The organism is Mediterraneibacter sp. ICN-202921 (assembly GCF_037890075.1).
In the GTDB taxonomy this organism is placed as follows: Bacteria; Bacillota; Clostridia; order Lachnospirales; family Lachnospiraceae; genus Mediterraneibacter; species Mediterraneibacter massiliensis.
The window spans coordinates 1-12,219 of sequence record NZ_JBBKBE010000012.1 but is presented as its reverse complement, the minus strand read 5'-3'; the positions used below and the strand labels follow the sequence as shown (position 1 = coordinate 12,219).

Here is a 12,219-nt window from a genome sequence, read left to right as displayed (position 1 = left end):
TTTGAAACCGAAAAGAACAATAAAAGTGATGAAATGCACATAAAATGTTTGATATATGTAATAAATATAGTAAAAATATATAAAAATATTGACTTATAAGTTTGAAAATGGTATAAATAAAACATAAACGAACCTAAAGAAACCTATAAGGAAAAAAGGAGGAGGTAAGATGAACGGTTTTATTGACGAGGTATGTACGCAGGGGAAATTATTTCCTGAAGTTTATGGCTTCTACTGTCAAGCAGGTGCAAAGAAGATCGAAGAGGTTGTCAACATATTTAAAGAGAAAGGAATGAAACGGATTATTCTTACGGGCATGGGAAGTTCGCTGTATGCAGTGGACTGTATACGGAGCTACCTGACAGAAAAAGGAATTCCGGCATTGTCATTTAGTTCTTTTGAACTGTCAAGATTTCAATTTCGACATATTGACAGTGAAACGATGATCATTGCAATCTCCCAGTCGGGAAATTCAGCAGAAGTAATAGAATTAGTAGAAAAAGCAAAAAAAGTAACGACAGTGGTAGGTATTTATAATAATGAAGGCAGTAAGTTGAGTACGCTTGCAGATATAAGTTTACCGATCCGTGCGGAAAAAGAAGTTTCCATCACAAATAAGACATATGAATTTACAATGCTGATTTTGAACATTTTGGCGCATCGGCTTGTGGGAGAAGACGATACTGTGTTTGAAAAGGAAATACAGCTGTGTGCTGACTGGATAAAAGACTGGGTAAAAAACTGGAGAGAAAATACAGAAGCAATGTATACGTTTGCCCAGGGGATACAACTTTTTGATTTGTTAGCGAATAATGCCTCCCTGGCGACAGCACGCCAGCTTTCTTTAGCATACAGAGAAGGGCTGCATAATTGTACGGCTGTCTGGGAATGTGCGGACTATGCCCACGGACAATATCATAGTGCAAAGCTAGGAGAGGTGTACCTTGCGCAGATGTTCTTTCCGACATTTGAAAAAGGGACAAAGGAAGAAAAGATGTTCCGCTTCATTCTAGAGCATGGAGGAAAGGTTATGCTGTATACTGCGTCAGATGTAGAGGCAGAAGAAGGCGTATTTGTCGTTAAACTTCCTAGGGTACGAGAATCTCTCATGCCACTTATCGAAAGTGTAGCTGCGGAAACAATGCTTGGAATGTTATTGGGGCCAGATTGGATCAAGGATCACTAAGGAGGGAGAAAAATTGATCATAGACGTGTCAAATATTATAGGGAAGCATAGATTCAAGTCAGAAATTACAGCGGAATCTTTATTAAAAGAAATGGACAGCGCGGGAATCGATAAAGCGGTCATCAATAGTTATGCAGAAAGTGAGGACAATGAGTCGGTATATCAGGCCATTACCTGTTATCCGGAAAGATTTATCGGACTCTATACAGTAAACCCCTGGAAGGATGACAGCCCTGCAAAATTAGAAGAAGCATTGCGGGATAAGGGGTTTAAAGGACTTTATATGAATCCGCTTCGCCATGGATATATGCTCTGTGAACATGAGGTATTTTATCCTCTATTAGATATATGCAGAAAATATCATGGAGTCGTGTGGTGCTATGGCGCTGCGGAAGTATTTTGCAGTCCGGTCTTTTTTGGACAAATCGCAGAGGATTATGAGGATGTAGATTTTATTATGGGGCGCATGGGGCTTCAGTATGACAATGCCAGTGCGGTGGAAGTGGCCAGAAAGCATAAAAATATATATTTGGAAACATCATCGAGCATGGATTTTAATACATATCGCGCGATGAAAACAGCTGGGATCGACCAAGTCCTTTTAGGAACAGGAACACCAGATGCAGGGTATTATGAATTGGAATTACTGAAAGTAAGGAAGGCAGCGCAGAAATTCGATAACGGAGAAGAAAAAGTGCTTTGGAAAAATGCGGCAAGGATTTTTAGAATGGGAGGAGGGGAATAAGATGATCATTGATATGCTGGCCCATATAGGCGTGAAAAAAGGAGAGGATTATAAAGTAGAATCTCTCTTGGAGATCATGGATCGATCCGGTGTGGATAAGTGCATGATCTGTTCGCAGTTAGAAACAGTAAATAACGAATATATTGATGAATGTTGCAGAAAGTATCCGGAACGTACGCTTGGTTTTGCAGTGATCAATCCTTGGGATATAGACGGAGAAGAACAGTTGGAAAAATGTTTTAAAGAGTATCATTTTTATGGATTGAAGCTCAATGCGATACGTTTTGGATATAGTGCAGATCGGCACAGTGTACTGGATCCGTATTTTGATCTGTGCAGGAAATATAAGAAATGTGTTGTGGCTCACGGACAGTCAGATATGTTCTCCATTCCAGATAAATGGGCGGAGATGGCGAAAAGTTATCCAGATGTCCCAGTCGTGCTGTACCACATAGGAGTTCCCATGATGTATGAGAGAGCCTGCGAACTGGCAAGGGATATTCCGAATTTTTATGTGAGTACATGTGGTTCTTATGTTCCTGTGATCAAAATGGCCTATGAGATAGCCGGGCCGGAAAAAGTTTTATATTCATCAGATGCGCCTTTTGGAGATGAGATACAAGAGATAGAGAAGATCCGATATATTTGTCAGAATCCAGAGCATTTAGAAATGATGCTGGGCGGCAATGCAGAGAAAATGCTGGGATTATAGGAAGGAACAGAAATGAATAAAAAAAGCATTATGTGGCAGTACATATTGGAAGAACCGAAAGTGTTGACGAGGGTGATGGAGTCGGAAAAAATTCGGCAATATGCCGTGAAGATAGGAAAAAAACTGGATTCTATCTACTTTGTAGCGCACGGTAGTTCTTATAATGCTGCGGTAGCAGTATCTGATTTTATGATGAAATACAGCGGGATACGGGTATATGTATATACACCGGCAAATTTTATGTATAATACTTCTGCGGTATGGAAAGAAGAACGGGATAAGACGTTAGTAGCGGCAATCAGTCAGACAGGTACCAGTTCTGGAGTGATAGATGCACTGCGTCTCGCCAGGGAAAGAGGAATCGCTACACTTGGCATTACAGATGCGGCAGAATCGATACTTACAAAAGAAGTGGATGATGTGCTGTTTTTAGCGTGTGCAGGAGAAAAAAGCAATGCAAAGACAAAAGGTTATAGTGCTACACTAGTACTGCTTCTTATGTTGGCGCTTGGAATTGGCAGAGAAAAAGGAAACATAGAAGATGCATTTGAAAAAGAGGTTATGCGGGAATTACAGAAACAGATCAGTGAGATTCCGCAAACAGTAGAGCGGATCTGCAATTGGTGCGAAAAGAACATAGCTGCGAAAAAGCTGAAAGAGCTATATGTGCTGGGATATGGAATGAATTTCGGAACAGCATTGGAAGGACAGCTAAAATTGATGGAAACGATGTGTATCCCGACTATGTTTAACGATATTGTAGAATTTTCACACGGCATGCACCGCGCGATCAGAAAAGACAGCGCGATTTTCCTTCTGCAGACCGATCATCCGCTGAAGAAGCTGACGGAAGAGACCTTTGCGTATTTAGAAAGAGTAAGTGATCTGGTGGTCATGCTGGATGCGGGATCTGTACCAGAGGAAGGAAAAAACAGACTTTGTCTTTCGCACTATCCGCTTACACAATCGATTCTTGTTTTAACACTGGCAATGCAAGTATTTGCCGTATGGATACCGGAACAAGAGGGAAAAGACCCAAACAGAGATGCACATAATGATTTTACTGAAATCGTTCATACCCGCATGTAGCCCTGTGAGATAGAGTAAGAATGTATATGGGAGTTTCATTCGAAGGAGGGAAATATATGAAAACAAATAAATTTGAAGCAACGATGGATAAATTTAGTGGGTGGATAGAAAAATATATTGCGCCGCCCCTTGTGGCAATGGGAAATCAAAGGCATTTCGCGGCTATCCGCGCTGCATTGATCCGTACGATCCCGCTTATTATCATAGGTTCTCTTCCGCTGATCCTGACAAGTCTGCCAGTGGAATCCTGGGCAAATGCAATGGCTCCTTTTGCCGACAAATTGAATGTACTTTATACGATGACAATGAATTTTATGACATTATACCTGGCGATTTCCCTTGGGGCAGAATTGTCAAGAATGTATGAAGAGCTGGATACGACGATCGTGAGTATCGTGACGGTGGCAGGTTATGTCATTACAGTAGCTCCGGTGAATCTGGAAAAAGGGACATTGGAAGTAGCAGGTTTTTCTGCGAAAGGAATGTTCACTCTGTTTATTGTAGCTATTGTTGTCGTGGAATTTATGCATTTTGCCTATAAACATAATATCATCATTAAGCTGCCGAAATCAGTGCCGGAAGGTATTTCACAAAGCTTTGCATCGCTTCTGCCTATGGCAATATTGCTGGTATTTTTCTGGCTTTTAAGAGTTGTCCTTAAGTTTGATCTGAACTCGGTTTTAAATGCGATCGTATCACCATTATTAGCAGTTACAGATACCTGGTACGCAGCATTTATCTGCGCTTTGTTGCTGCAGCTGCTCTGGTTTGTAGGAATCCATGGAGGTTCCTTTACAGTATGGGGCGTTATGTATCCGTTTTTATTGACGAATATTGCAGACAATGCAGCAGCTGTAGCGGCAGGGGAAGAAATGACACACATTTTGACAGAACCATTTATTTATAGTTGGACTATGATCGGAGGAACAGGAATGACCTTATCACTGATCGTCTTATGGCTGCGGTCAAGATCCTCACATTTGCGGGAAGTGGCGAGACTTTCGTTTATCCCAGGCATCTTTTGCGTAAATGAGCCGGTTATGTTCGGTGTACCGATCGTGTTAAATCCATTGATGTTTGTACCATTTGTATTTTTAACCTCTTTGTTGGGAACAATGTATGGTTATGTGCTGACAGTTCTTGGATGGGTGAGTCCGGCATATGTACAGATCCCATGGACGACGCCGCCTCTTTTACAGCCATATCTTTCCACAGGAGGAGACTGGCGTAATGTAGTAGCACAGGCAATTTTAATTGTATTGATGGTGATTATCTGGTATCCGTTTGCCAAATTGTATGAAAAACGTTGTATTATAGAAGAGCAGGAAACTTTAAAGCAAAAAGAATCATAAGCAATACACTGCAGGAGGGAAAACGATGAGAAAAATAAAAGCAGTTATTCTTTGTGCTTCCGCAATGTCATCTAGTATGATGGTGGAGGCGTTAAGAAAAGTAGCGGGTGGAAAGGAAATTGATCTAGATGTGAGCTGCTCGGCAAGTTTACGTTATCGGACATTTGATTTTGGAGGGATCGATATTGTGTTGATCGCGCCGCAGGTAAAAGGACAAATGAAAGCTATTCAGAAATTTGCCGCAGAGAAGGGATATCCGGATCTGCCGTTTATGCTGATTCCTATGCGTGAATACGGATTAGCTAAAGGAGAAGCTGTGCTGGATATGATGCTTGAAATGTTGGGTGACTCCAAAGAAGACTAGGAGGAAAATGACATGAAAATGAAAATGGATGAATTAAATGATATATGTATGGAAATGATCGCTAATGCGGGAGAGGGGAGATCGAAAGTATTCGAGGCGCTGGACGAAATAAACGGAGAAAACTATGAGACGGCGCAGAAGAAATTAGAAGAAGCACAGGAAATGCTTGCAGAAGCACATCGAATCCAGTTTGAAAAACTGATGAGTCCTCAAAATAACGGGGTAGAGATTCCTTTTTCTATGTTATTGCTGCATGCGATGGATATGACCATGGTATCGACATCGGAACATGATCTGCTGCAAAGTGTGGTAAATGCGCGGCTTTCTGGAAAGGAATAAGAATATGCAACAGATAAAAGTAAAAATTAAATTTAAAGAAGGATTACATGCCCGTCCGGCGGTACAATTGATCAAATTGACAAAAGGATTTTTATCTGCCATTACGCTGGAAAAGGGCGAAAAGATCGTATCGGCAGGCAGTATCATGGCTATTTTGGGGGCATGTATCGTCTATGGAGATGAAATCATTGTCCGGGCAGAGGGGCCAGATGAGGAAAAGGCGATCCAGGAATTAGAAAAGTATTTTTCTTAAGCGTACTGCTGATTTTTAAAATGACAAAGGAATAAAAAGAGGATAGGCTTCCACCTGTTTGATCGGGAGAGTCCTATCCTCTTTGTCATGCCCGGATAAAAAAGCTGCTTTTAGGGCAGATCGGCCAGTATATCTTCTAATACATCCTCTACAGAATCTGTGACATAATCGGCATAATAGGAAATGCCAGGCGCTGCATTGGACATAGCATAGCTGGTTCCTACGAGCTGCAGCATTTCTACATCATTATATTGATCCCCAAATGCGACACATTCTTCAGGAGCAATGCCAAGTAAGTCGATCAGTTTTTTCAGTGCGCTTCCCTTGTTGGCGTCAGGAGCGACAAAGTCGATCCAGATATTACCGGAAGTGACGACATTGATTTCAGAACGGAACATATCTTTTAAATACTTCAGATATTTGTCTACAATGTGGGGGCCGTCTATCATATTACAGATAGCGATCTTAAGTATGGGGCCGTCGAGTTTTGTGATATCATCGACAATTTGGGTGGTATTGCGCATCACATGGACGATATGATTTACAAAGTCTGGATTGTTGTTTTCAATGAAACAGGCATCTTCACGGGAGACTGCTATCTCAAAGTGGTTCTCTTTTTTTACTTCCTGCATGATACGAAGAGCCAGGCTGTCTTCTATCGTACCGCGGGAAATGACCTGGCCATTATGGACACAGAGAGAACCATTTTCACCGATATAAGAAATCTCATCTTTGATGGCGTCAAATAAACGACGTTCATTGTCATACTGCCTTCCGCTGGCAGCGACAAAATGAACTCCTCTGAGCGTTAATTCATGAATCAATCTTACTGCACGGTCCGTAAGTTTTTGTGCTCCGTTTTGGAGAAGCGTTCCATCTAAATCACTGGCGATTAATCTGATCATTGCAACCTCCATTTTGCTGTTTTTTTTATTATAGATGAAAAAAGCCGCCTTGTACAGCCTTGTTGGGCATGGTTTTGTATGGTATGATAAGAGCGGTACGACTGTTCATGCATATGCATGCAGGCCCCCTTGCAACACATGTTTTGCAGGTATGCGGGTTTTGCCGATAAGAAATAGAAAGCCCGGCTAAAGTCGGTGAAAGGCGGCGATAAAATATGAAGGAAAAACAATATGATGTAATCATCATTGGCGCAGGACCATCGGGAATTTTTTGCGCATATGAGCTGAAGGAAAAATGCCCGGATATGAAAGTGCTGATGATAGAAAAGGGAAGAAATATCGAGGATAGACAGTGCCCCAAAAGAAAGACAAAGGTCTGTGTGGGCTGTAAGCCGTGTTCTATAACCACAGGGTTTGCCGGTGCAGGAGCATTCTCAGATGGAAAACTGTCGCTTTCCCCGGATGTAGGGGGAACTCTTCCGGAGATACTAGGTTATGAAGAAGCAACGGAATTGATCCATGAGGCGGATGAGATTTATCTGAAATTCGGAGCGGATAAAAAAGTATACGGCATAGAGGATGAACAGGCGATAACAGAGATAAGGACAAAGGCGATCCGCGCGAATCTAAAGCTTATTGAATGTCCTATACGGCATTTGGGAACAGAGGAAGGGTATAAAATTTACACAAGACTGCAGAAACATCTGCTGGACGCAGGGGTGGAAATCTTATTTAGGACAATGGTAACCGATATTTTGATCGAAGGTGATACGGCGAAAGGAGTCGTGACAGACAAAGGGGAAACATACTATGCGTCAGAGATCGTATCTGGTGTGGGAAGAGAAGGTTCAGAATGGTTTGCAAATCTATGCAAAGCGCATGATATAGAGACAAAGAACGGAACAGTTGATGTAGGAGTCCGCGTGGAAGTCAGAGACGAGATCATGAAAGAATTAAACGAGAAGCTGTATGAGGCAAAACTTGTTTATTATACGCCGACTTTTGATGATAAGGTGCGCGTATTCTGTACGAACCCTTCCGGTGAAGTGGCGACGGAATACTATGAAAACGGGCTTGCAGTGGTAAACGGACATGCGTATAAGTCAAAAGATATGAAAACGAACAATACGAATTTTGCGCTGTTGGTCTCAAAAAATTTTACAGAACCCTTTAAATCTCCTATAGAATATGGGAAGCACATCGCCCAGCTTGGCAATATGCTCTGTGACGGGAAAATCCTCCTGCAGAGATATGGCGATTTCCGACGGGGCAGAAGAACGACAGAGGAAAGGCTGGTCAGAAATAATATCACACCGACATTAAAAGATGCGGTTCCGGGAGATCTTTCCCTGGTATTTCCGCACAGGATCATGGTAGCGATCGACGAGATGATCCAGGCGCTTGATAAGGTAACGCCCGGAATTGCCAGTGACGAGACGCTTCTCTACGGAGTAGAAGTGAAATTCTATTCTAATAAGGTACTGGTAAATAAAGAATTTGAAACAAATATTCATGGACTGCGCGCGATGGGGGACGGAGCTTCTATCACCAGGGGCTTACAGCAGGCGTCTGCAAACGGTCTGAAGGTAGCTAGAGCGATTATAGAAAAAAGAAATAAAAGTTAATAAAAAAGAAATAGTTGTAACTTTTCTGTAAGAAGTATATAATAAAAACAGTTGTTTGCCGGAAGCAGCAGGATATTGGCAGGAGCGGATATTTTTGTCTGCAAAGGCGCATAGATATTTACAGATTAAAGAAGATAAGAGGAAAACAAAATGGGCAAATATTTTGGAACAGACGGCTTCAGAGGAGAAGCAAACGTAGGATTGACAGTAGAACATGCCTTTAAGGTGGGACGTTACCTTGGCTGGTATTTTGGACAGGAGCATAAGGCGAGAGTTGTGATCGGCAAGGATACAAGAAGAAGCAGCTATATGTTTGAGTATGCTCTGGCAGCAGGTCTGACCGCGTCAGGAGCAGACGCATATCTTCTGCATGTTACGACGACGCCAAGCGTTTCCTATGTGGTAAGATCTGAAGATTTTGACTGCGGAGTGATGATCTCGGCAAGCCATAATCCATTTTATGATAACGGGATCAAGGTGATCAACCGGATGGGACATAAGATGGAGGCTGAAGTAGAAGAACAGATAGAGGCGTATATTGACGGCGAAGGGGAAGAACTTCCGCTGGCAACGAAGGAAAAGATCGGACGTACGATTGATTACGCAGCAGGAAGAAACCGTTATATTGGATATCTGATCTCTCTTGCGACCCGCTCTTTTAAAGATATGAGGATAGGCTTGGACTGTGCAAATGGAAGTTCCTTTAGTATTGCAAAGAGTGTATTTGATGCATTGGGAGCAAAAACTTATGTGATCAACAATGATCCAGATGGAACAAATATCAATACAAACTGTGGTTCTACCCATATAGAAGTCCTGCAGGCATTTGTAAAAGAGAAAAAACTGGACGTTGGATTTGCCTATGACGGAGACGCGGACAGATGTATCGCAGTGGATGAAAATGGAAATGTGGTAGATGGAGATAAAGTTCTCTATGTCTGTGGAAAGTATTTAATGGAACAGGGACGCTTGGCGGGAGATACGATCGTTACAACCGTTATGTCAAATTTAGGATTGTATAAGGCTTGTGATAAGATTGGTATGAAGTATGAGCAGACGGCAGTGGGCGATAAATATGTATATGAAAATATGCTCAAGAATGGGTTTGTTTTAGGCGGCGAACAGTCCGGGCATATTATTTTCAGTAAACATGCCAGGACAGGAGACGGTATCCTGACTTCTTTGATGATCATGGAAGTGATCATGGAGAAAAAGCAGTCCCTTGCTAAATTGTGTGAGGAAGTGAAGATCTATCCGCAGCTTTTGAAAAATGTACGTGTGACGGACAAAAAGACGGCGCGGGAGAATCCGGCGGTGCAAAAGGCAGTAGAAGATGTATCTGCCGCATTGGGAAGCGAAGGAAGGATCCTTGTAAGAGAAAGCGGAACTGAACCGGTGATCCGTGTCATGGTAGAAGCTGCTTCAGACGAGATTTGTGAGAAGTATGTAGAACAAGTCGTGAAAGTCATAGAAGAACAAGGTCTGACGGCGTAAAAGAGATATAAGGAAAAGAAAAGCAGGAGCGTATAGCTTTATTCGGTTATACAAGCTTCTGCTTTTTTGCGCTGTAAAGAAAAAGAGAGGGGACAAATATATTTGGTTTCGTGCAAAATATATAGAAATTGATTGACATATATAAAAGTGCATGTTAATATATACCATATAAATGGTATAAAAATATTAAGACATATATATACAGGTATAAAAAATATTTAAAATATATATAATGGAATAAAATATAGATCAGTTATATAAGAAAGAGATGAATTGTGATGAAATATGGGATTAGCCCGCTTTATCAGGTAATGGAACAGATAGAGTGTTATATATTAGAAAAAGGTTTAAAAAGCCACGATAAATTTCCGGGTGAAAGGAGATTGTGCGAGGAGTTTGACTGCAATAGGGTGACTCTGCGCAATGCCTTTGAATGCTTGGAAAATGCCGGAAAAACATATAGCATACGAGGAATGGGAAACTATGTGGCAGAACAGAAAATAGAAATTTGTCTTACAGGGTATGATTCCTTTTACCAACATCTTATGAAATTAGGGCAAAATCCATCTTTGGAGATTCTATCTGTAAAAAAGGAAGAAGTCTCGCAGAAGATTGCAAAACAGCTTTCAGTTATACCGGGAAGTTCCGTGTGGGAGACAAAGACGATCGTATTGCTTAACGATATACCAGTTGTATTTGAGACCAACTGGATATGTGCAGAGGAACATCCAAAGATCGTAAGAGAGGATTTGGAAAAGAAAGAGATATATGAAGTTTATAGGGCGCAATACCACAAGGACTTAGAATATGGAAGTGAGATGATCGGAATTACCAGTGCGCAGACCGAAGAGGCGGAATATCTGGAAGTAAATGACAATGCCCCTTTGTTTTTCATACAGAAGATAGGAAGTACACAAGAGACGCCGGTCATTTATTCGCAGGCAGTGGTAAGGCCGGATAAGATACAGTTTGTCAGTGTTTTGAAATAGGAAGTGAGAAGAAAAGTGGAAGAAAAAGTAAAGCAGATCAATAATCAGTCCCCCATACATATACAGGTCAGAGAGCAGATCCGGGAACAGATAGAGGAAGGTATCTACCAGCCGGGAGATGAGATGCCGTCGGAAATACAACTTGCAAAGGAGTATGGCATCAATCGTCTTACAGTTCACAATGCGATCACTGCGCTGGTGAATGAAGGACTGGTAAAGCGGATACAAGGGAAAGGTTTGTTTGTAGCAGGAAAATTAAAAGAAAGAAATTTAGGAGAACTTGGCGGTTTTACGCAGACTGTAAGAAAAGAAGAGGCATTCCCCGGACGAAAACTTTTGTTTCGGGAGGTGCGTCCTGCCGGTATCAAATACGCACGTCTCCTTGATATCGGCGAGGAAGAAGAGATCATTTATCTGCGCAGATTGTTTTTGACGAACAATGAACCCTATTCAATCGAAGAGACATATATTCCTTTTGCAGTCTGCCCGGAATTAGAAAAAGTAGATATGACAGTTTTTTCTCTGTATGAGACATTGGAGTTTCATGGAGTGATTCCGAAAAAGGCCAAGCAGAGCCTGTCTGTCACCATGCCGGCTGCGAAAGAAGCCAGACTTCTGAAAATAGGGCCAGATACGCCGGTGCTTTTGTTTGAATATACAAGTTATGATGAAAATGGAAAAAAAATAGAGTTTAATCGTTCTTATACAAGAAGCGACCGAAACAGACTGGTCGTGCATTATAAACCAACAGTGTGAAAATACCTGTCACAAGGGGAATCATGTTTATTTTCAAAAGAAAGTGGGAAAAAACAAAAGAAAGGAGGCACAGTTTAATAGTCCAACACCAGAAGACTTCTAATTGAAAACATACGACGCCAATCATTTGTTTTAAAGATAGTCTTCCGGTGGGATATTTCACAAAACACGGTTCTGAAAAGATCGTGTTCTGCTACTTTCTGCCTAAAAAGAAGATAAACATATCCATATAGTTACAGATGTACTAAGAAAATACATCGCTTATATTATACTAGGAGGATATGAATATGTCAAATCAGTTAAAACGAAAACTGGGATTATGGGCAACGATCGGGGTATCCATCGGTACGACGATCGGAGCCGGTATTTTTACTTCGATCAGCGAGGTGGCAGGAGCATCTGGCTCCGCA

Annotated in this window: 13 protein-coding genes; 12 read left to right on the top strand and 1 reads right to left on the bottom strand. The window is 41.6% G+C overall.

All coding sequences use genetic code 11. From position 1 onward, the window contains the following. The first annotated feature begins 169 nt into the window (after nucleotides 1-169). Genes WKT01_RS09820 through WKT01_RS09785 form a run of 8 tightly spaced genes read left to right on the top strand, consistent with a single transcriptional unit; the run spans nucleotide 170 to nucleotide 6,040 of the window. Complete coding sequence (locus tag WKT01_RS09820) at nucleotides 170-1,186, top strand: SIS domain-containing protein (protein ID WP_059066757.1); 1,017 nt, start codon at nucleotides 170-172, stop codon at nucleotides 1,184-1,186. Nucleotides 1,187-1,199: 13 nt separating this feature from the next. Next, a complete protein-coding gene (locus WKT01_RS09815; protein ID WP_117974960.1) occupies nucleotides 1,200-1,931 on the top strand; it encodes an amidohydrolase family protein in 732 nt (243 codons plus the stop codon). 1 nt (nucleotide 1,932) lies between these two features. Beyond that, nucleotides 1,933-2,643, top strand: coding sequence for an amidohydrolase family protein (locus WKT01_RS09810; RefSeq protein ID WP_059066759.1), 711 nt, complete (start codon nucleotides 1,933-1,935; stop codon nucleotides 2,641-2,643). A gap of 12 nt (nucleotides 2,644-2,655) precedes the next feature. Next, nucleotides 2,656-3,732 (top strand): SIS domain-containing protein, encoded by a 1,077-nt coding sequence (locus WKT01_RS09805; RefSeq protein WP_117974961.1) that lies wholly within the window; start codon nucleotides 2,656-2,658, stop codon nucleotides 3,730-3,732. Between the two features lie 56 nt (nucleotides 3,733-3,788). Then, the gene (locus tag WKT01_RS09800; RefSeq protein ID WP_117974962.1) at nucleotides 3,789-5,084 is read left to right on the top strand and encodes a PTS sugar transporter subunit IIC; all 1,296 of its coding nucleotides are present in this window, start codon (nucleotides 3,789-3,791) and stop codon (nucleotides 5,082-5,084) included. A gap of 25 nt (nucleotides 5,085-5,109) precedes the next feature. Continuing rightward, nucleotides 5,110-5,448: a PTS sugar transporter subunit IIB gene (locus tag WKT01_RS09795; RefSeq protein ID WP_117974963.1), complete on the top strand. Its 339-nt coding sequence runs from the start codon at nucleotides 5,110-5,112 to the stop codon at nucleotides 5,446-5,448. A gap of 12 nt (nucleotides 5,449-5,460) precedes the next feature. Beyond that, complete coding sequence (locus tag WKT01_RS09790) at nucleotides 5,461-5,787, top strand: PTS lactose/cellobiose transporter subunit IIA (RefSeq protein ID WP_340312231.1); 327 nt, start codon at nucleotides 5,461-5,463, stop codon at nucleotides 5,785-5,787. A gap of 4 nt (nucleotides 5,788-5,791) precedes the next feature. Next, nucleotides 5,792-6,040 (top strand): HPr family phosphocarrier protein, encoded by a 249-nt coding sequence (locus WKT01_RS09785; RefSeq protein WP_270395612.1) that lies wholly within the window; start codon nucleotides 5,792-5,794, stop codon nucleotides 6,038-6,040. 110 nt (nucleotides 6,041-6,150) lie between these two features. Here the strand turns inward: WKT01_RS09785 and WKT01_RS09780 are convergent, their stop codons facing one another. After that, complete coding sequence (locus WKT01_RS09780; protein WP_117974965.1) at nucleotides 6,151-6,945, bottom strand: HAD family hydrolase; 795 nt, start codon at nucleotides 6,943-6,945, stop codon at nucleotides 6,151-6,153. Between the two features lie 215 nt (nucleotides 6,946-7,160). Between WKT01_RS09780 and WKT01_RS09775 the strand changes: the two genes are divergently transcribed. From WKT01_RS09775 to WKT01_RS09760, 4 genes are all read left to right on the top strand, one after another. After that, a complete protein-coding gene (locus WKT01_RS09775) occupies nucleotides 7,161-8,570 on the top strand; it encodes an NAD(P)/FAD-dependent oxidoreductase (RefSeq protein ID WP_117974966.1) in 1,410 nt (469 codons plus the stop codon). Nucleotides 8,571-8,720: 150 nt separating this feature from the next. Further along, a complete protein-coding gene (gene glmM, locus WKT01_RS09770) occupies nucleotides 8,721-10,064 on the top strand; it encodes a phosphoglucosamine mutase (RefSeq protein WP_059066767.1) in 1,344 nt (447 codons plus the stop codon). A 278-nt stretch (nucleotides 10,065-10,342) separates the two neighbouring features. Next, a complete protein-coding gene (locus WKT01_RS09765) occupies nucleotides 10,343-11,053 on the top strand; it encodes a GntR family transcriptional regulator (RefSeq protein ID WP_059066768.1) in 711 nt (236 codons plus the stop codon). 15 nt (nucleotides 11,054-11,068) lie between these two features. Further along, complete coding sequence (locus WKT01_RS09760) at nucleotides 11,069-11,809, top strand: GntR family transcriptional regulator (RefSeq protein ID WP_059066769.1); 741 nt, start codon at nucleotides 11,069-11,071, stop codon at nucleotides 11,807-11,809. Nucleotides 11,810-12,219: the final 410 nt, after the last annotated feature.

Excerpts from the sequence above, each read along its gene's own strand:
- WKT01_RS09820 (WP_059066757.1), top strand. The coding sequence starts at position 170 with ATGAACGGTTTTATTGACGAGGTATGTACGCAGGGGAAATTATTTCCT.
- WKT01_RS09810 (WP_059066759.1), top strand. The coding sequence starts at position 1,933 with ATGATCATTGATATGCTGGCCCATATAGGCGTGAAAAAAGGAGAGGAT.
- WKT01_RS09805 (WP_117974961.1), top strand. The coding sequence starts at position 2,656 with ATGAATAAAAAAAGCATTATGTGGCAGTACATATTGGAAGAACCGAAA.
- WKT01_RS09800 (WP_117974962.1), top strand. The coding sequence starts at position 3,789 with ATGAAAACAAATAAATTTGAAGCAACGATGGATAAATTTAGTGGGTGG.
- WKT01_RS09795 (WP_117974963.1), top strand. The coding sequence starts at position 5,110 with ATGAGAAAAATAAAAGCAGTTATTCTTTGTGCTTCCGCAATGTCATCT.
- WKT01_RS09790 (WP_340312231.1), top strand. The coding sequence starts at position 5,461 with ATGAAAATGAAAATGGATGAATTAAATGATATATGTATGGAAATGATC.
- WKT01_RS09785 (WP_270395612.1), top strand. The coding sequence starts at position 5,792 with ATGCAACAGATAAAAGTAAAAATTAAATTTAAAGAAGGATTACATGCC.
- WKT01_RS09780 (WP_117974965.1), bottom strand. The coding sequence starts at position 6,945 with ATGATCAGATTAATCGCCAGTGATTTAGATGGAACGCTTCTCCAAAAC.
- WKT01_RS09775 (WP_117974966.1), top strand. The coding sequence starts at position 7,161 with ATGAAGGAAAAACAATATGATGTAATCATCATTGGCGCAGGACCATCG.
- glmM (WP_059066767.1), top strand. The coding sequence starts at position 8,721 with ATGGGCAAATATTTTGGAACAGACGGCTTCAGAGGAGAAGCAAACGTA.
- WKT01_RS09765 (WP_059066768.1), top strand. The coding sequence starts at position 10,343 with ATGAAATATGGGATTAGCCCGCTTTATCAGGTAATGGAACAGATAGAG.